Raw genomic sequence first — 18,317 nt, 5'->3', positions numbered from 1 at the left:
TTATGCTCCGCTAGAGACGGCGTCACCGAAGTTGGCCGCACGTTTTTCGACGAACGCCTGACGCGTTTCGTTCGAGTCCTGACTCATGTAAGCCTGCAAGGTGAAGCCCTGCTCCCAGCGATACTTATCTTCCAGATTGCCGTCTTCCACACCGTTCAGCGACTCCTTGGCCAGGCGCACCATCTCGGGGCTCTTGGCGGCGATCGCCCGCGCCGTTTCCAGCGCGGCTTCGCGCAATTCTGCCAACGGCACGACGCGCTCGATCCCGCCCAGGCGATAGGCTTCGGCCGCATCGATCATCAAGCCGGTGAAATACATCCAGCGCACTTTTTGCAGCGGGAACAGACGTTGCAAATGCGCGCCGCCGCCCATCGCACCGCGGTCGATTTCCGGCACGCCGAAACGCGCGCAGTCGGAAGCGAGCACAATATCGGCGGCGCCAGACAAGCCGATCCCGCCACCCAGCACGTAGCCATGGACCGCCACGATCACCGGTTTCGGGTTGCGGTGCACCGCACGGAATGCCGCGTAGTTGCCGGCATTGACATCGACGATACGGTCCGGGTAGGCCGCCAGCTCCTTGATGTCAACCCCGGCGCAAAAGCCGCGCCCTTCGCCGCGCAGGACGATCACGCGGACACGGTGGTCGCGGCCCAGCGCATCCAGTTCCGCCGCCAGTGCGTGCCAGCCGGCGCAATCGAGCGCATTGACCGGCGGCTTGTCGATCACCAATTCGGCAATGCCATCGGCAATCTCGGTATGGAATGGGTGCTTCATAAAATAATCCTTCATATTTGATCTGGTCCGATATTTACTGAGGTGCATGAGCGGTTAAGGCGGCCAGGCGTTGCTCAGCTTCTGCGACGATGCGCGCAATCACGTCGCCGCAGGGTTCGATCCGTCCGATGGCGGAAGCGGCCTGGCCACTGGGCAGCACGCCTTCATCGGGCGCACCGTCGACCATCGCACGCTGAATCAATACCGGGGCATTGGCCGCCATCAGGGTTTGGGCGACACTCATGTCACCGCCGCGCAATGCCGCCAGGCCGGTGCCGAGCATCTGGCCCCAGCTCATCCCGGTATGCTTGCGCCAGCGCTGTGCGGTACCCAGCGCCAGCAACAAGCGACGCAAGCCACCGGCCTGTTCCAGCTGCGACAAATAACGATTGTCGATCATGCGTTGCGGCATACCATCGATCGCATACGACACGCGAATCGCCACTGGATCGCGCACCGCTACATAGCGCGCCAGCGTCGCCGGCGGCACCGGCGATTCCGCCGTCATCAAGAAGCGAGTGCCCATCGCGATTCCGGCAGCGCCATACGCCAGCGCGGCAGCCAGACCACGGCCATCGTAAAAACCGCCGGCGGCGACCACCGGCACCTTGACCGCGTCCAGGACTTGCGGCAGCAGCAAGGTGGTCGGTACCGAACCGGTATGACCGCCACCCTCGCCACCCTGCACCGTGACCACATCGGCGCCCAGTTCGACCGCCTTGATCGCGTGCTTGACAGCACCGACCGTCGGCATGCAAACCACACCGGCATCTTTCAGGCGACGAATCGCGCTGGCATCCGGGCCCCGGCCATAGCTGACCGCGCGCAAACGATATTTGATCGCCAGGTTGATCGCGTCCTGCGCATTCGGCTGGAACATATGAAAATTCAAGCCGAACGGTGCATCGGTCAGTTCCTTGACCTTGCGGATTTCGGCTTCCAGTTGGTCCGGTTCGATCGTGGCGCCGGCCAGAAAGCCGAAGCCGCCGGCATTGCCGGTGGCCGCCACCAGGCGCGCATCGGAGACCCAACCCATCGCGGTCTGCACGATCGGATAACGGCAGCCGAGCATCTCGCACAGCGCGGTATGCAAGCTTGAACTCATGCGTCTCTTTCCTTGTTATGCGCCGTCGATTCACGCTGCGACGATGCCATGGCCTTGGCGTCGTAACCGCCGAGCTTGTCGCCGGAAACCAGTTCGTTATGCACGTGCGCGAAGTGGTGCCAGGCAAACGCCGCATCCATCGCGCTACGCTTGCCCTGCAACTCCTCGACATGGTTGATCGCTTGCTTGGTCAGCGCCAGACCCATGCGCGGCATTTTGGCGATACGTTGCGCGAGATCGTTGGTCGCTTCCTGCAACTCGTTGCGCGGTACCACGCGGTTGACCATGCCCATCTGGTACGCCCGTTCCGCTCCCATCCGCTCGCCCAGGAACAGAAATTCCTTGGCGATCCGCGGATTTAGTTCATACGCATGTGCGAAGTATTCGACGCCGGGGATGCCCATGCGCACCACCGGGTCGGCAAAGTAGGCATCGTCGGAAGCGATGATCAAGTCACAGACCCAGGCCAGCATCAGGCCACCGGCGATACAGGCGCCCTGCACCATCGCAATCGTCGGTTTCGGCAAATCGCGCCAGCGGCGGCACATGCCCAGATACACTTCCTGTTCACGCGCATACAGAAATTCACCGCCCGGCTTGTTCACGTGGTCGTACCACATCGACGCACGCGGGAACGACTGGTTGATGTCACGCCCCGGGGTGCCGATGTCGTGACCGGCGGAAAAATGTTTACCGGCACCGCGCAACACGATGACCTTGACCGCATCGTCGTCCACCGCGCGACGAAAAGCCGCGTCGAGCGCATAGGTCATCTTCGAGTTCTGCGCATTGTGAAACTCCGGACGGTGCATCGTCACGGTAGCGATGCCGTCGTTCACTTCATACAGAACGACATCCTCCGCACAGGTGCCTGAAGTTGCGGTCGATGCGATGCTCATGTCGATGCTCATGTGCTGGCCTTGGCAGTTGCTGCAGCCACCGGCACTGCCACCTTCACAGCCGGCGGATTGTTGCGTAGCGCAGTGGCACGCAGGTTATGTGGATCGAGCTGACGGATGATCGCCAGTTGCGCCGGGTCCGGCAGCGGCGTCACGCCGATATCCGGTGCGCGCAACAATGCAAAGCCGGTGGCAGCCTGCACTTCTTCGAACGTCACGCCGGGGTGCAACGAGCGGACGCGGATCGCATGATCCGGGCCCTGGAAATCAAGCACGCACAGATCGGTCACGATATGGCGCAAATCGATGAAATCGCCGCGCATGCCAGGAGTACGACGCGCCGGGTTATAACCGACGGCCGCGACCATATCGACCTCGGCCGCCACAAACACGCGGGTATTGTGGGCAGCAACCAGATACGAATTGAGGTGATTGATGCTGTTCCCAGGAAAGCCGCGTGCACCCAGCAATTGCGTCTTTGGCTTGTCGTAATCCGCACCCAGGCAGGAGATATTGGCCTGACCGAAGCGGTCAATTTGTGTCGGCATCGTCAACGCGTGGCGATAACCGCTCCAGACGCAATCGAACACGCGCGAGAACGGCATCCAGCCCGCGGCACGCACCACATAATCAGCCGGGCGCGGCCCGAGCGGGATCGGCTCTTCGATCAGATACGCTTCGCCATCGGTCAGCAACACCTCCGGGCTGTGCGTCAATTTGGCCAGGCCCGCCGCCAGACGCGGAAGGGTGCCGATACCAGAAGCCAGCAACTCGCCATTGTCGCGCCAGACTTCGGCGCACGTGACGATCAGCAATTCAGCCAGGGTAATGTCGTGCTGTTCTTGAGACACAGATGCTTGAGACATGTCGCAATTCCTTAAATGACTGCCAACGGCAAATCGCCGATGTGGGCGGCGCCGCCAATACGCTCCAGATATTCGGATTCGCTTCCAGCGAGAAATTCGTCGGCATAAGCTTCCCAGCCGTTTTCCTGCTCGGCGCTGGCACAGTATTTTTTCAGGTGTTTCAGGTCCCAGCCATAGTGCGGCGAGCACGAGGTTGGGTGCGCCCCGCCAGGCGCATGCACCACGCCTGCCACCAGGTAACGCTCGAACGGGCTGATTTGCGCATTAGCTGGTTGACCGGTGACACCCAGGTCGAGGCGCTCATGCAATTCTTCGCAGCTGACGAAACTGCGTTTGGCGGCACGGGCGAACAACTCGTCAAAGTAAGGGTCCGGGCCGAGGATGCGGGTATTGCCAAGGCGATCGCATTGGTCGACGTGCAGCAAGGCCACATCCAGTTCCAGCGCAGGCATCGCCAGCAGCGTTTCGCCATCGGCATAAGGCGACTGCACGGTCTTGAAATGCGGGTTGCGGGTATGTACATCGCTGGCCAGACCGACCCGGGTCGGCAAGAACGGCAGGCGCATCGCAGCGGCACGCAGCCCCCATTGCAGCATGCCCTCATCGAGCTCGTTGATGGCCAGCGTGCCGGCTTCACGGGCGCGGCGGAAGAATGGCTCCAGCGGAATCGCGTCGAGCGAAACGAAACCGAAGATCAGTTTCTTGACTTTGCCGGCCGCACACAGCATGCCCACTTCCGGCCCGCCGTAGGCCACCACGGTCAAGTCTTTCAGCGGCGAACGCAGAATTTCGCGCACCAGCGCCATCGGCTTGCGCCGCGGCCCCCAGCCGCCGATGCCGATGGTCATGCCATCGCGCAGTTGCGCCACCACTTCTGACGCGCTTAGTTGTTTATTGAGTGCCATGGTATTTATCGCTTTACTGGTAACCGATGCTGAAATCGTGACCCCACAAACTGACCGCTGTCGCCTCGTAGACGCTGTGCTGCTCCCAATCGACCACCAAGCCGCCGTGACCGTATTCGACGTCGAAACCACCCGGGGTTTTCATATAGAACGAGGTCATCTGGTCGTTGCAATGACGCCCCAGGGTGGCCGACATCTTGACGTTGTGCTGACGCACGCGATCCAGCCCACGCCCTACCTCATCCATCGACGGCACTTCGACCATCGCATGCACGCAACCACTCGGCATAGCCATCTCGAACATCGCGAGGCTGTGATGACGGTTGTTATTGCAGTGGAGGAAATAAATGCGCTTTTCCGGCTCATTCGGATCGGGCGTGAAGCGCACGCGGAAAATGTCGGACAGGCTAAAACCGAGCACCTCGGACAAGAAGGCGTAGGTTGTATCGAAATTCGGGGTTGGCAGCACGACGTGGCCGAGACCGAGGCCGTTGGTGACGAAATGCGGAACACCGACCGGGGACACGAAACGACGGAAATCGGATTTCGCGCCCCAGAAAATCTCGTGCCGATTGCCGGACGGGTCGTGGAACCACACCATTTCCTGTACGCGGCGGAAATCACGTTCCGCCGAGCTCGCCCGCTCGAATTGGGTACCGTTCTTTTGCAGTGCCTCGAGCGCGTTGGCAAAGGCACCGGCGTCGGCCACTTCCCAGCCGGAAGCAAAATAACGATCCTGTGCACCGCGTACCACCGCAAAACGATATGCACGCTCGTCCATTTTCAGGTATAGCCCGCCATCCGGCGCATCTTCCACCATCATGCCAAGCACTTGTTCGCCATAACTGCGCCACTTGGCCGGATCGGTGGCCTCGACCACGATATAACCCAAACCACGAATATCGATCATCCCCGCTCCTCGCTTGCATTAAAAGTGCTATGGAGATGATTCTCGGAGAATGAGCTCAGGCCAGCATCGTCTAATAAGACTAGTGACATGCGTTGTCAGTTTTTTGCACCAATAAACATGACGAATTCGATGCAAAACCGGAGGAAGAGAAGGAACAACGGGAGCAACGCGAGAAGCAAGTGCAGCAAGCCTGGGCCTTGCTGCACTTGGTGAAGCTGACGATTTTTACCCTGTTTATTCGCCGAATCAGGCGTTCGGGGCTGCTGTGCGCGATCAGCCCGATGTGCGCAAGTGGTATTTGAGCACTTTGCCGGCAGCACTGACCGGCAAGGCAGTCAAGAACTCGACTGCACTTGGCACTTTGTAGTTCGCCATGTTGGCGCGCGCCCAGCGAATCAGTTCCGCCTCGGTGAGCGCCGCACCCGCACGCAGCACCACACAGGCTTTACCGACCTCACCCAGGCGAGCATTGGGTATGCCGATCACCGCCAACTGGGCAATGGCCGGATGGGCAGACAGCAACCGTTCAATTTCTGCCGGATAACAGTTGAAACCACCGCTGATATACATATCCTTCAGGCGGTCGGTGATGCGCAGGTAGCCGCGCTCATCGAGCACGCCGACGTCGCCGGTATGCAGCCAGCCCTGGGCATCGAATGCCTCTGCGGTAGCGTCAGCGTCGTTAAAATAACCACGCATCACGTTGTAGCCGCGAATCAGTACCTCCCCGGCGACGCCGGCAGCTTGTGGCTTGCCGTCGGCGTCGATACAGACCACGTCGATGTCCGGCATCGCACGGCCGCAGGTATTGGCGATGGTTTCCGCGTCGTCATCCGCTTCACACAAGGTGGCGAAACCACAGGACTCGGTCAAGCCATAACCGGTCAGGATGGTCTTGAAGCCAAGCTCCTTGCGCATCCGTTCGATCAAAATCGGCGGGATGGTGGCCGCACCCGTCACTGCTGCGCGCAGGCTGGACAGATCGTAGTCGGCCAGTTGCGGGTGGGCCAGCATGCTGTGATACAGCGTCGGCGGTCCAGGCAATACATTGATGCGCTCGTCGGCGATGCGTTTCAGCACTACTTCCGCATCGAACACCTGATGCGGCAAAATCGTTGCGCCATGCGTCAATGCGGCGAGCCAGCCCGCCTTGTAACCAAAAGCATGGAAAAACGGGGCCACGATCAAATAACGTTCGCCCGGCTCTAAACCGGCCGCACGCGCCCAGCTGGCAACGGCGCGCACGTTTTGTCCGTGCGCAGTCATCACGCCTTTCGGCCGGCCAGTCGTACCCGAGGTAAACATCAGGTCGGACAAATCGTCCGGCCCGACCGCGTCGGCACGGGCCCGCGCATCCTGCAGCGGAACCCGCTCGCCCTGTTGCAAGAATGCATCCCAGCCATGGTCGCCAAGTCGCGCATTGCGCAGCACGACCAGATGAGCCAGGCTATCGGGACGGAATTCTGCCAGCAAGCTGGGGTAATAATCACCGAGGAACTCGCCGATGCAGAACAAGGCGCGGGCCCCGCTGGCAGCCAGAATATCGCCGGCTTCGTTGCCGCGCATGCGGGTATTGATCGGCACCAGCACGGCACCGGCGCTATGGATCGCGAGAGCGGAGACGATCCACTCCCAGACATTCGGAGCCCAGACCGCGACCCGGTCACCGGGCTGGATGCCGATTGCCATCAAGGCGCGCGTGGCGCGCCAGCGCAAAGCGTCGAGTTCAGTATAGGTAAGTTGAGTCGCATCGTCGCGCAGCGCGCAGGCTTCAGGCCAGCGTGCGGCAGCGGCCGACAATAGACGGGGGGTGGTCGTTTCGACCGGAAAGAAACTGGATGACATCATGTTAGTCCGGAAAGCGCACGCGCACCTTGGCGCTCGCGGGTACGCCTTGGCAGGCAAGAGTCCAACCGTCGGCAAGGTCGTCGCTATCGAGTATGGCGTTGGTACGCAAGCTCACTTCACCTTCCTCAAGGCGGCACATGCAGGCACCGCATGACCCGCTGCGACAGGAGCTGGGTGCTGCAATGCCTGCGCGCAACATGCTTTCGAGCAAACTTTCTCCGGCAGCGCCATCGACCTGATGCGGCACCCCGTCCAGCACCACCTCCAGCGCCGTGGCCGGGCCGTACGATGCTGCAGGCGCAGCGAGCGTGATCTGGGTCGGATCGGATTCCAGCGACACAAAGCGCTCGATATGCATGCGCTCGCGCGGCACCTCCAGCGCCATCAGCGCGGCACGGGCACCATCCATGAATGGGCCTGGACCGCAAATGAAATACTGGGACGCTTCCCATGGCGCGGCTAAAGCCTTCAATTGCGCAACACTCGGGATGCCTTGCACCGAATCGAGCCAATGCAGCACGGTCAAGCGCTGCGGATGCGCCGAGGCCAGCGCCATCAAAGCATTGCGAAAGATCACCGAGCGTTCGTCGCGATTGGCATAAATCACGGTGGCCCGTCCGCTGCCGCGCGCCAACAATGATTTAACGATGGAAAGAATAGGCGTGACACCACTGCCGCCGGCGAACAACATAAAATCATCCGACAGATTGCGCGGCACGAACACGCCGGCCGGCGGCAACACCTCGAGCGTATCCCCCGCTTTCAGCTGATCGCAGATCCAGTTCGAAGCGCGCCCGTCCTGCACCCGTTTGATCGTCACGCGCGGAGCCGGATCGAGGTCCGGCGCACTGGACAACGAGTAGCAGCGCGCCAAGGTCCCATCCGGGTGCGGTATCCGCAGCGTCAGAAACTGGCCGGGACGGTAGCGAAAGGTTTCGATCAGGGCATCGGGAACGGCAAACACCAGCGACTTGGCGTCGCTGGATTCCTCGATTACTTCCTGGATCGTCAATGCATGATAGCGATCACGAAGGGAATCCTGCGACATCACTTCAACTCCCTAGTATTTGGTTGAAAAATTGCTTAGGCATCGATCGACAGGTACCCATTGTCGATGCGCAATTCAGAACCATTGATGAAGCGCGACTCGTCGGAAGCCAGGAACAACACCAGGTTTGCGACATCCTGCGGGTGGCACATGCGCGCCATCGGATCGCCCTGGCCTTGTGCCGCAGTCACCGCCGGATCGGCGTTCGCCATCAGATTCATCACCATCGGCGTCAGGATGCCGTCCGGGTGAATCGAATTGCAGCGGATCTTGTAGCCACGCTGTTTGCAATGGGCTGCCACGCTGCGGGTCATTGCGGCGACTGCCCCCTTGGATGCGCTGTAAGCGCAGAACTGTGCCATGCCGTGCAGCGCTGCCAGTGACGACATATTAATGATGCTGCCGCCGTGATCTTTCATCGCCGCCACCGCATATTTGCTGCCGAGGAAGTAGCCGTCGGCATTGATGCGCTGAATTTTTTGCCACAGTTCCAGCGTGGTGTCTTCAATCGACCCCAGTGCCAGAATGGCCGCATTGTTGACCAGCACATCCAGGCGGCCGAATCTTTCCTGGGTCGCGGCCATGGTTTTTTTCCAGTCGTCTTCGTTGGAAATATCCAGACGCAGCCCAAGCGCGGCATCGCCGATTTCGGCCGCGACAGCACGCACGCCCTCCTCATTGACATCGGTCAGCACCACACGTGCACCCTCGCGCGCCAGCAACAGCGCGTCTTCCTTGCCCACACCACTAGCAGCCCCCGTGATCAGCACTACCTTACCGTCGACTCGACCCATTTTTTTGTCTCCTTATGTTGATGATTGATGTGCCGCAGTAGCACGTCCGGCACGACGTCCGGACCAGATGCAATCCGCCAGGGACAACCCGCTGACGTAATGATTTGAAGCGATACCGAGAGCCGCCCGTCCCGCCGCATACAGACCGCCGATGGCCGCACCATCGGCGCGCAGCACGGCACCGGTGGACTCATCCACGCGCAAGCCACCCAGCGTAATGACCGGGCATGGGAATACCTTGCTATCCATTGAGATATCAATCGCGTAGAACGGCCCGGCGTTAAATTCCGACAGCATCGCCGCCGACTTGCCCAACACGTCCGGCACCTCACCGCGTGCTGCCGCGTTGTAATCCTGAAGGGTTGATGCGAGTTGTTCCGTTGGCATCCCCAGCTTGCCAGCCAACACGGCGGCATTCGCTCCCTTGACAGCGCCAGCGAGCATCAACATCAGCGCCGGACCGCTCTGGAACAACCACATTCCCCCTTTCAGGCATTCGCGCAGTGCTTCAGCACGCAGGCGCGCATCGAGAATCAGCCAGGCCTTGCCCCTGGCCTGCTCACACATGACATGCCCGAGCCGCGCGCCGTACACTTCTTCATTGCAGATCCGTTGGCCATCAGCGTTGACGACCATGCCGCGCGCCCAGGCAAAGGGCGGATTAATGAAACGCCAGGCCGAGATATGGTCCATGTTGGCGCAGGCACCGCCCACCGATTGCCCGAGCTCGATGCCGCTGCCGTCGCAGCCGGTGGCACCCAGACGCCACGCCGGCAGATAGTGCGGCGCATGCTGGGCCAGCATCGCGCGGTTGAAAATAAAACCACCGGTGGCAAGCACCACCCCTTGCCGAGCCCGCACACGCACGACGTTCCCATGGCGGGCTTCCAGACCGGCCACCCTGCGGCGCAGTGCATCGGCCATGGCTGGCCATATATTGTGAATCGCCTCTGCAATGCGAATCAGTCGGCGATGCAGTTGTGCTGGCCAGCCTCGCATCCGGCGGATTTCTGCACCGAGCACTTTTCCCTCGGCATCGACTATCAGCCGCTGCGCAGCCGCTTGCACACGGACTCGCACACCAGCCCTGATGACCGCTTGCCGCAACACGGAAAACAAGGCGGCGCCTGACATGCCTTTGGCCTTGACGCGATGACCGCGCGGCGCAGGAGGTGCGATACGTGCGCAATCCGGCACCGCTTCATTGCCCGAGTAATACAGATAATAGCCATCGGCGGGATAGGAGGTTTTACGTGGCGGCATGCTGGCATCAAACGCTACACCAAGACTCGCCAGCCACTCGATCATGTCCGCACTGCTGTCGCAAAATGCACGCAGATTGCCCTCGCTGACGACATCACCCGTCTCCTGGCGCAGATAGTCGAACATCGCTTGCGGCGTATCCTCCACTCCCGCCGTGCGCTGCTGCGGAGTGCCACCGCCGGCATACACCACGCCGCCACTTTTTGCGCTGGCGCCACCGCCGTCGAAGCGCTCGCACAGCAGCACATCAGCACCCCGACTGGCCGCCTCCAGCGCAGCACAGGCACCGGCCGCGCCAAAACCCAGCACCAGCAGATCACATTGCTCGACCCACTCACGCGCATCCGCATGCGGCAAGCTCAAGGGTCCCGGTCCGGCAGCGCCAATCTTATGGGTACCAGCGCCAAATGGGGGATGTAAGATTGTCATCGTCAATGCGTGCCGGCGACGTCAGGCGTGAGCCGCTACTTGCGGCAGCGGCGCTGAAGTAGAGTAAGCGCCATCCACGTACACCAGCGGCGAGACCGTTTCACCTACCTGAATTTCCTCGATGCGCCCGATGAACACGGTATGCGTGCCATATTCGAAAGAGCCGTCCTGGCGGCAGATCACGCTGGCTTGCGCATTCGTCAGGTACGGCGTGCCGTCTGCCCCATTTGCACTCCAGCTACCGGTGGAAAAACGTTCTTCACCCTTGCGTTTGCCGGAGCATACCAGCGCGATCTCGTGCTGTTCTGCGGCCAGAATATTGACGCAGAAATCAACACCGCGCGACAAAGGCTGATAGATGGAAGAAGAACGATTGATGCAAATCAGCAGCGATGGTGGTTCCGCAGAAAGCGAATCGACCGCACTGGCAGCCATCGCATAGCGTTGGCCATTGTGACGACAAGTGATGACGCTCACCGATTTGGCGAGCCGACGCATAGCCTGCAACATCGCGCTACGCAGAATTTCCTGATTGTCAGAGGCGGTCATGTTGGATGTCTCCATGGAGGTTATTCATTCAATCACCGCTGCATTCCATGCCGGCGGGCTACCCAAAAAAGCACGATGCGATGGCGGCTGACTGTCATCGATATCGCTAATGCCATATTCCTGCGCCAATTCAGCGGCAATCAATACCTGTCCACTGTTGTCCATGCGCTGCGGGTTGCGCAGCAAGCCGGCAATCACGCGTCCGGCAAACTCCGGCGACTCGGCGTGCGCCAGCAAAGACGCGTATTTTTCAGGCTCAGTTGCACACAGCGCCATCGTGCGTTCGGTCTTGACCAGGCCGAGCCACAGTGAGACGGCGGCAATACCAAAGGGCCGCAAGTCATGCGCCATGTCGTGCGCCATTTTGTCGTTGGCCGCCTTGACTGCACCGTAAGCCGGGCCATGCATATAGCAGCGGGCTCCGAACGACGAGATATTGACGAGTAATCCGGCACCTTTCGCCACCAGCAACGGCGCAGCATAATAGGCAGCGACATAATTCGAGCGCAAACCGACATCGATCATGCAAGACAGCGCCAGTGGCTTGTGCCAGAACGGGCCAGGTTCAGTCAGCCGATCCGGAATGGCACTAGCGTTATTGACCAATAGATCCAGACCGCCATGCTCGCGCTCAATCCGCTCGAACAAAGCACGCACTTGCACATCATCGCGGTGGTCGCATGGAACCGCGATGCCCTGCCCGCCACGTTGCTCAATGTCCTTGACGGTGTCGTGCAAGGTGCCGGGCAAGATCGCTTGCTGGGACTGCTGGGTGCGCCCAGTGACGTAGACGGTCGCGCCCTCCGATGCCAGCGCCAGTGCCACGCCTCGTCCCACCCCACGACTGGCGCCGGTGACTACGCAAATCTTGCCACGCAGCATATTGGTTCTCCTTGTTGGATTCGGCTCAAAAAAGCAGATGCGCCTGGACCTTAAATGAAAAAATCAGTGTTGTTTTGCCCCAGAAGAACACCGCCATAGTTACGGGCAATTGGATCAATATTGTTCGCCACGTGTGAACGTGCCGCATGCAAATCCAGGAAGATGCGTGTCAGCGGATTGCTGAGATAAATGCCGCGACCGCCGCAATAACGCAGCAAACAACTGACATGGGCCGCGCAACGCTCGGTCACTGTCGCAGAGTGGTAGCGGTATTGCACCCGCGTTTCAATCGGCACTGCCCCGCCATCACGCGCGGCCTCGATCAAACTGGAGAAATTGCGCAGCAATACCAGTTTCATTTCATCTAAGGCTGCCTCCGCTTCGGCGCAAGCCATTTGCGCGCCGATGTCTTCCGTCGTTTTCGCGCCGGTGTTGACGCTCACGCGGCTCGCCGCATACTGGCGGAATAACTGAATTGCCCCTTGCAGAGCGCCCAGCGACGCGGTGGACACCGCACGCACGAAAATCTGCGCAAACGGCAAGCGGTACAGCGGCGCGGTATTGACTGCATTTCCCGGGCTGTCGCACATGAAGCCATCTTTAGATTTATGCGTCCGATATGCAGGAACGAACGCATCGTCCACGACGATATCGTGGCTGCCAGTGCCCTTCAGGCCCAGCACATCCCAGTTGCTGATGATTTTGTAGTCGGAACGCGGCAATAAAAAGGTGCGGAATTCAGGCATGGTTTCGCCTTCTTTCGGTGGTACCAAGCCGCCCAACAACACCCATTCGCAATGTTCGCTGCCGCTGGAAAAACCCCAGCGCCCGGAGAACTTAAACCCACCTTCGACCGGCACCACCTTACCCACCGGCATATAGGTGGACGAGGTCAGCACCGAACTTTCTTTGCCCCAAACCTCTTCCTGGGCACGCGCATCAAACAAGGCCAGTTGCCAGTTATGTACCGCCACCACGCCATACACCCAGGCGCTCGACATGCAACCCTCGGCAATCGCCATCTGGATCTCATAGAACACTTCCGGATCCATCTCGTAACCACCATAACGCTTCGGCTGCAGCACGCGAAAAAAACCAGCCTCCTTGAAGTCGGCAATGGTTTCGTCCGGAATCTTGGATTCTCGTTCGGCTTTCTTTGCACGCTCTGCGAGTACCGGTGCCATTGCGCGGGCGCGCGCAATCAACTCTGCAGCGCCAACCTGAATCTCAGACAATTTCTGTTGCATGTTATGCCCTTGTAGTTATGTGCTATCGAATCACCCGGAGTGGTCTCCATCCGCCATTCGATTTATCAGCATGTTTATGCATTACGCAAGCAGCAACATCGTCCATAAAGACTATGATTGGACTGGAGCCCCGCGCGCGAAACATTGAGGATAGGGATATGCCGGATGCCTGCCCCGCGCTCCTTGCATAAAAGGTAAGCTGTACACGCTTCAAACCTATGCTCGAATGAGGCGGTTCACTGGCTTGTGCCGCGGCGCTCGGCAAGCATGCTGGCTCAATTCATGGTGTGCTCTGGTCGAACGCAGGAATTGCGCCGCGCACAAGAACATGTCGCGCTTGCGCACCAGCGCTTATGGGCGGGATCGATAATCGAGCATATACTCCCAAAGAAGAATGCCAATTCCGAAATCATTGTTAGCGTAGTTTTCATATACTGCCAGTAACCGCCCCCAAACAATCGAGACTGCTATGCCTTGTTAGGAGTGCCATGAACCCCATGTATCCGATCGCGCAAATTCGTCAGATTGAACAAGCCGCGCAGGCTACGCTGGCGCCCGGTACATTGATGCAACGCGCTGGTACGGCCGCCGCCCACGCTGCGCTGGAGTTGATCAAATTCCCACACCAGCAAACCAGCATCCTGGTGCTGGCCGGTCCCGGCGACAATGGCGGCGATGCGCTCGAGAGCGCGGCGCATTTGGCGCAGCTCGGGTTGTCGGTGTCGGTTCTGTTGCATGCCGACCCTGACAAACAATCTGTTGCCGCCAAACAAGCGCTATTGCGCGCACAGGCCAGTTCGGCCAAATTTATCGATAGTTCGCAAACAAACGATGTCGACGCCGTAATCACATCGACGCCCTGGACGCTGGTCATCGATGGCTTGTTCGGCATCGGTCTGACGCGGCCGCTTCCCGACCAGTTGCATCAGATCGTCAACACCATCAATCGGCTGCACTGCGTGGTGCTGGCACTCGACGTCCCAAGCGGACTCGATGCCGATACCGGCAACATCGTCGATGACCAAGCAGGCGGACGCGGCGTCGCGGTGCGTGCCAGTCACACCATCACCTTTATCGCCGACAAGCCCGGACTGCATACTTGCGATGGCCGCGACCTGGCAGGTCAGGTACAAGTGGCACGGCTCGGGATCGATCACAGTTTGTTCCCCGCGTCCGCGATCCGGCTCAATCATCCGGATCTATTCGCCGCCAGCCTACAGCAGCGCAAACACAATTCGCACAAGGGCAGCTTCGGTGATGTGGCCGTCATTGGCGGCGCGCTTGGCATGGCGGGCGCGGTGATCCTGGCCGCTCGCACGGCCGCCCAATGTGGCGCCGGCCGGGTCTTTGCCGCCTTCCTGCAGGATGCTCCCGCTTACGACAGCGCGCAGCCGGAACTGATGTGCCGGCGCGCACATGAGCTGGATTTTTCGGCGATGGCGGTCGTGATCGGGCCTGGGCTCGGCACCTCTGCGGCGGCACGCGATGTCTTGCTGCACGCCTTGCAGGCCGCTACACCGCTGGTACTGGATGCCGACGCATTGAACCTGATTGGCGCCGAATCCAGCTTGCAAAAAATTGTCACCCAGCGTCAGGCCGTCAGTCTGATGACGCCGCACCCGCTGGAAGCGGCGCGCCTGCTCGGCAAATCCGGTGCCGCGATACAGCTCGATCGGGTCGATGCCGCGCGTCGCCTGGCCGCGCAATACGGGTCCGTGGTGATATTGAAAGGATCTGGTACCGTCATCGCCGGCGTCGATGGCGAGATCGCGATCAACCCCAACGGCAACGCTGGACTGGCGACCGCCGGCAGCGGCGATGTGCTGGCCGGATTGTGCGGCGCGCTGTTGGCGCAAGGATGGCCGGTTTGGGAGGCTGCGCTGGCTGCAGTGTGGTTACACGGCGCCGCCGCCGATACACTGGTGGCGCAAGGTATCGGCGCGATCGGCTTGACGGCGGGCGAGTTGATTCCGGTCCTGCGCAGTGGGCTGAATCGGCTTACCGCTGAGCAGGCACTGCTACGCCGCTGAGCGCATCGACAAGCTGGGAGTCTGTCGGACTTGCAAAAGAGTCAATTGCGAGCTATAGCCGGTGACACCATACACTCAGAGACTGTAACAACCGAGTCTCCGGGGGCGCCGAGCCGCAAGTCCGACAGTCTGCTAGACCAGGCGCCCCGCAACGATGGTGATGGTCCTGCCGCAACGCGCGGCAATTGATGGATCGTGCGTCACCAGCACCAGGGTCGAGCCGCGTTCGCGATTGAGCGCAAACATCAGCTGAATCACCGATTCGCCGGTGGCCGCATCCAGACTGCCGGTCGGCTCGTCCGCAAACAGTAGCGGTGGTTCGGTCACGAACGCGCGCGCCAAGGCCACCCGCTGCTGTTCGCCGCCGGACAGGTATTTTGGATAATGCTTCAACCGGCTCGCCAGTCCGACCCGCGCCAGCATCGCTTCGGCCTTTGCTTTGGCCTCGCCATCGCCGCGCAATTCCAGTGGCAACATCACGTTTTCCAGCGCATTCAAGTGCGACAATAACTGAAACGACTGAAATACGAACGCGACTCCCGCCTTGCGCAGCCCCGCCCGCCCATCCTCATCCAGCGCAAAAATGTCGGTGCCGGCGAGCCGAACGGTGCCCTGTGATGGCGTATCGAGTCCGGCCAGCAGCCCGAGCAAAGTCGATTTACCGGAACCGGAGGCGCCGACAATCGCAAGCGTCTCACCCGCTTGCACTGTAAAATCGATGCTTTGCAAAATGGTCAGTTCACCGCTCGCATCGGCCACTTTTTTGGTCAGGCCGATCACAGCAATCGCAGGACTTGCGGCTAGCGCAGGCGCAATTGGCTCAATCGGCGCAACTGGCATAACAGAAACAACGGAAGATTCGCGCATGCAGGATTTTGGGAAAGGATGGGGTTGGATGGCGCGTGGATGGCTGGTCCACTTGCGTCGCAATTTACTGTTGATCGCATTTGCCTTACTGGCAACGAACGCCTATTCTGCATCAAAAACGGTGCTAGTGCTCGGTGACAGCCTGTCGGCCGAGTACGGTCTGGCCCGCGGGGCCGGTTGGGTAGCCCTGCTGGAACGCCGTCTGAAGGTGCAAAACATCGATGCCGTCGTCGTCAATGCCAGCATCAGCGGAGAAACCACCAGCGGCGGCAAGGCCCGTCTGCCAGCCCTGCTCGACAAATTTCACCCCGCCCTGGTGGTGATCGAACTGGGCGGCAATGATGGCTTGCGGGGCCTGCCGTTGTCGGCATCTGAAGCCAATTTGCGCGCGATGATCAGCGCTGCGCAACACGCCAAGGCAAAAATACTATTGGTCGGCATGCAAATTCCGCCCAATTACGGCCGCGACTACACGCAAAAGTTCGCCGCGCTCTATGGCAAGTTGGCCCGGGACGCAAAGGCGCCACTGGTGCCGTTTCTGCTGAAAGATGTTGCCGACCAGCCCCAGTTATTTCAGGCCGACCGCATTCATCCGACTGCTGCCGCCCATCCGATCATGCTCGACAATGTGTGGCCGCAATTGCAGCCGCTGCTGAAATAACCGCTTCTCGATAACCGCGCATGAAATATCCCGCCTTGCTCCCCTTTGCTGATGTCCTGCCGCTGCTGGACCAATTCGACGCGATCATCGATGTCCGCAGCCCCAAGGAATTTGCCGAAGACCATATTCCGGGTGCAATCAATTGTCCGGTGCTCGATGACGCCGAACGCGTCCGGGTCGGCACGCTCTACAAGCAGGTCAATGCGTTCGAGGCGAAGAAAGTCGGCGCAGCACTGGTCGCGAAAAACATCGCACGCCATATCGAGACCCTGATGCTCGACAAGCCGCGTGACTGGAAACCGCTGGTTTATTGCTGGCGCGGCGGCAATCGCAGTGGATCGATGACCCATATTCTGGCCAAAATCGGTTGGCCGGCGATTCAGCTCGATGGCGGCTACAAGGAATTCCGTCGACATGTCAATGCCAGTCTCGCGCATTTGCCGGATCAATTCAGTTTCAAGGTCGTCTGTGGCACTACCGGTAGCGGCAAGAGCCGCTTGCTGCAGGTATTGGCGGCGGAGGGCGCGCAAGTGCTTGACCTCGAACAGCTGGCCGCGCATCGCGGATCGGTGCTAGGTAATTTGCCGACCGAGGACCAGCCATCGCAAAAGAGTTTTGAGACCAGCCTGTGGCAGAAGCTGCGGGGTTTCGATCCGGCGCGTGTGGTCTATGTCGAATCGGAAAGCAAGAAGGTCGGGAAACTGAGGGTGCCGGATGCGCTGATGGAAAAAATCCGCGCCGCGTCCTGCATTTCGTTGACCTTATCACGTCCCAACCGGGTACGATTGCTGATGCAGGATTACGCGCATTTCATCAAGCATCCCGATGTGTTGAATAGCCAGCTCGACTTCCTGGTAACGATGCACGGCCGTGAAAAGATCGAGTATTGGCACGACCTGGCGCTGTCTGGTCGGATCGAGGGACTGGTCGACGAACTGTTGCAGAGCCATTACGACCCAGCCTACTTGCGCTCGATCGCACGCAATTTCACGCAATTCTCCCAGGCCCGATTACTCGAACTGGAAGACATTTCGAATCAGGACTTTCACCAAGCCGCGCAGCGGCTATTGCATGAACCCGGCTAATGTGGGCGATGTTCAAGATACCCCTGTAATCACCCTACAATTTTCAGCCAATACAAAAGGGAAATTGGCGATACCCCATCATAAAATCCAAATCGCCATCGAGTAAGGGACGGGGTTGCCCCCGTCGCCTTCTCACACCACCGTACGTGCGG

The 18,317-nt window shown here is 60.0% G+C and carries 17 protein-coding genes; 3 read left to right on the top strand and 14 right to left on the bottom strand.

All coding sequences use genetic code 11. The annotated features are described in order from the left end of the window. From ACFOFO_RS00945 to ACFOFO_RS00885, 13 genes are all read right to left on the bottom strand, one after another. Positions 1–777, bottom strand: a complete 777-nt coding sequence (locus tag ACFOFO_RS00945) for an enoyl-CoA hydratase family protein (RefSeq protein ID WP_390325158.1) — start codon at positions 775–777, stop codon at positions 1–3. Between the two features lie 34 nt (positions 778–811). Then, positions 812–1,882 (bottom strand): NAD(P)H-dependent flavin oxidoreductase, encoded by a 1,071-nt coding sequence (locus tag ACFOFO_RS00940; protein ID WP_390325159.1) that lies wholly within the window; start codon positions 1,880–1,882, stop codon positions 812–814. Then, positions 1,879–2,793 (bottom strand): enoyl-CoA hydratase, encoded by a 915-nt coding sequence (locus tag ACFOFO_RS00935; RefSeq protein WP_390325160.1) that lies wholly within the window; start codon positions 2,791–2,793, stop codon positions 1,879–1,881. Before ACFOFO_RS00935 ends, ACFOFO_RS00940 begins: the two co-directional genes overlap by 4 nt. Next, positions 2,790–3,647: a CoA-transferase subunit beta gene (locus ACFOFO_RS00930; protein ID WP_390325161.1), complete on the bottom strand. Its 858-nt coding sequence runs from the start codon at positions 3,645–3,647 to the stop codon at positions 2,790–2,792. The genes ACFOFO_RS00935 and ACFOFO_RS00930 overlap by 4 nt, the downstream gene beginning before the upstream one ends. Positions 3,648–3,658: 11 nt before the next feature. After that, positions 3,659–4,552, bottom strand: coding sequence for a CoA transferase subunit A (locus tag ACFOFO_RS00925; RefSeq protein WP_390325162.1), 894 nt, complete (start codon positions 4,550–4,552; stop codon positions 3,659–3,661). Between the two features lie 13 nt (positions 4,553–4,565). Continuing rightward, positions 4,566–5,462 carry a VOC family protein gene (locus ACFOFO_RS00920; RefSeq protein WP_390325163.1) on the bottom strand — a complete coding sequence of 299 codons (897 nt, stop codon included), beginning with the start codon at positions 5,460–5,462 and terminating at the stop codon, positions 4,566–4,568. A gap of 273 nt (positions 5,463–5,735) precedes the next feature. Beyond that, positions 5,736–7,310, bottom strand: a complete 1,575-nt coding sequence (locus ACFOFO_RS00915; protein ID WP_390330574.1) for a FadD3 family acyl-CoA ligase — start codon at positions 7,308–7,310, stop codon at positions 5,736–5,738. Position 7,311: 1 nt separating this feature from the next. Continuing rightward, positions 7,312–8,358: a 2Fe-2S iron-sulfur cluster-binding protein gene (locus tag ACFOFO_RS00910; protein ID WP_390325167.1), complete on the bottom strand. Its 1,047-nt coding sequence runs from the start codon at positions 8,356–8,358 to the stop codon at positions 7,312–7,314. Between the two features lie 35 nt (positions 8,359–8,393). Continuing rightward, positions 8,394–9,152, bottom strand: coding sequence for a glucose 1-dehydrogenase (locus ACFOFO_RS00905; protein ID WP_390325169.1), 759 nt, complete (start codon positions 9,150–9,152; stop codon positions 8,394–8,396). 12 nt (positions 9,153–9,164) lie between these two features. Next, positions 9,165–10,778 carry an FAD-binding protein gene (locus ACFOFO_RS00900; protein WP_390325171.1) on the bottom strand — a complete coding sequence of 538 codons (1,614 nt, stop codon included), beginning with the start codon at positions 10,776–10,778 and terminating at the stop codon, positions 9,165–9,167. A gap of 87 nt (positions 10,779–10,865) precedes the next feature. Beyond that, positions 10,866–11,393, bottom strand: coding sequence for a flavin reductase family protein (locus ACFOFO_RS00895; protein ID WP_390325172.1), 528 nt, complete (start codon positions 11,391–11,393; stop codon positions 10,866–10,868). A 24-nt stretch (positions 11,394–11,417) separates the two neighbouring features. Beyond that, positions 11,418–12,275: an SDR family NAD(P)-dependent oxidoreductase gene (locus ACFOFO_RS00890; RefSeq protein WP_390325174.1), complete on the bottom strand. Its 858-nt coding sequence runs from the start codon at positions 12,273–12,275 to the stop codon at positions 11,418–11,420. A gap of 50 nt (positions 12,276–12,325) precedes the next feature. Continuing rightward, positions 12,326–13,522, bottom strand: coding sequence for a flavin-dependent monooxygenase (locus ACFOFO_RS00885; RefSeq protein WP_390330572.1), 1,197 nt, complete (start codon positions 13,520–13,522; stop codon positions 12,326–12,328). Positions 13,523–14,010: 488 nt separating this feature from the next. Between ACFOFO_RS00885 and ACFOFO_RS00880 the strand changes: the two genes are divergently transcribed. Next, a complete protein-coding gene (locus ACFOFO_RS00880; protein WP_390325176.1) occupies positions 14,011–15,552 on the top strand; it encodes an NAD(P)H-hydrate dehydratase in 1,542 nt (513 codons plus the stop codon). A 132-nt stretch (positions 15,553–15,684) separates the two neighbouring features. Here ACFOFO_RS00880 and ACFOFO_RS00875 read toward each other — a convergent pair whose 3' ends face one another. After that, positions 15,685–16,392, bottom strand: coding sequence for an ABC transporter ATP-binding protein (locus ACFOFO_RS00875; RefSeq protein ID WP_390325178.1), 708 nt, complete (start codon positions 16,390–16,392; stop codon positions 15,685–15,687). Between the two features lie 55 nt (positions 16,393–16,447). Here ACFOFO_RS00875 and ACFOFO_RS00870 point away from each other — a divergent pair, with 55 nt between their 5' ends. After that, on the top strand, positions 16,448–17,080 hold the full coding sequence (locus tag ACFOFO_RS00870) for an arylesterase (protein ID WP_390328125.1): 633 nt from the start codon (positions 16,448–16,450) through the stop codon (positions 17,078–17,080). Between the two features lie 20 nt (positions 17,081–17,100). Further along, positions 17,101–18,165 carry a tRNA 2-selenouridine(34) synthase MnmH gene (mnmH, locus tag ACFOFO_RS00865; protein ID WP_390325179.1) on the top strand — a complete coding sequence of 355 codons (1,065 nt, stop codon included), beginning with the start codon at positions 17,101–17,103 and terminating at the stop codon, positions 18,163–18,165. Positions 18,166–18,317 lie beyond the last annotated feature (152 nt).

The sequence above is a fragment of the Pseudundibacterium arcticum genome (genome assembly GCF_042646465.1).
Lineage (GTDB): Bacteria > Pseudomonadota > Gammaproteobacteria > Burkholderiales > Burkholderiaceae_D > Undibacterium_A > Undibacterium_A arcticum.
The sequence above is the reverse complement of the archived record's forward strand: the minus strand, read 5'-3'. Positions and strand labels throughout refer to the sequence as shown.

Bases quoted from the DNA above. Each gene is read 5' to 3' on its own strand.
- ACFOFO_RS00945 (WP_390325158.1), bottom strand. From the start codon at position 777: ATGAAGCACCCATTCCATACCGAGATTGCCGATGGCATTGCCGAATTG.
- ACFOFO_RS00940 (WP_390325159.1), bottom strand. From the start codon at position 1,882: ATGAGTTCAAGCTTGCATACCGCGCTGTGCGAGATGCTCGGCTGCCGT.
- ACFOFO_RS00935 (WP_390325160.1), bottom strand. From the start codon at position 2,793: ATGAGCATCGACATGAGCATCGCATCGACCGCAACTTCAGGCACCTGT.
- ACFOFO_RS00930 (WP_390325161.1), bottom strand. From the start codon at position 3,647: ATGTCTCAAGCATCTGTGTCTCAAGAACAGCACGACATTACCCTGGCT.
- ACFOFO_RS00925 (WP_390325162.1), bottom strand. From the start codon at position 4,552: ATGGCACTCAATAAACAACTAAGCGCGTCAGAAGTGGTGGCGCAACTG.
- ACFOFO_RS00920 (WP_390325163.1), bottom strand. From the start codon at position 5,462: ATGATCGATATTCGTGGTTTGGGTTATATCGTGGTCGAGGCCACCGAT.
- ACFOFO_RS00915 (WP_390330574.1), bottom strand. From the start codon at position 7,310: ATGATGTCATCCAGTTTCTTTCCGGTCGAAACGACCACCCCCCGTCTA.
- ACFOFO_RS00910 (WP_390325167.1), bottom strand. From the start codon at position 8,358: ATGTCGCAGGATTCCCTTCGTGATCGCTATCATGCATTGACGATCCAG.
- ACFOFO_RS00905 (WP_390325169.1), bottom strand. From the start codon at position 9,152: ATGGGTCGAGTCGACGGTAAGGTAGTGCTGATCACGGGGGCTGCTAGT.
- ACFOFO_RS00895 (WP_390325172.1), bottom strand. From the start codon at position 11,393: ATGACCGCCTCTGACAATCAGGAAATTCTGCGTAGCGCGATGTTGCAG.
- ACFOFO_RS00890 (WP_390325174.1), bottom strand. From the start codon at position 12,275: ATGCTGCGTGGCAAGATTTGCGTAGTCACCGGCGCCAGTCGTGGGGTG.
- ACFOFO_RS00885 (WP_390330572.1), bottom strand. From the start codon at position 13,522: ATGCAACAGAAATTGTCTGAGATTCAGGTTGGCGCTGCAGAGTTGATT.
- ACFOFO_RS00880 (WP_390325176.1), top strand. From the start codon at position 14,011: ATGAACCCCATGTATCCGATCGCGCAAATTCGTCAGATTGAACAAGCC.
- ACFOFO_RS00875 (WP_390325178.1), bottom strand. From the start codon at position 16,392: ATGCCAGTTGCGCCGATTGAGCCAATTGCGCCTGCGCTAGCCGCAAGT.
- ACFOFO_RS00870 (WP_390328125.1), top strand. From the start codon at position 16,448: ATGGCGCGTGGATGGCTGGTCCACTTGCGTCGCAATTTACTGTTGATC.
- mnmH (WP_390325179.1), top strand. From the start codon at position 17,101: ATGAAATATCCCGCCTTGCTCCCCTTTGCTGATGTCCTGCCGCTGCTG.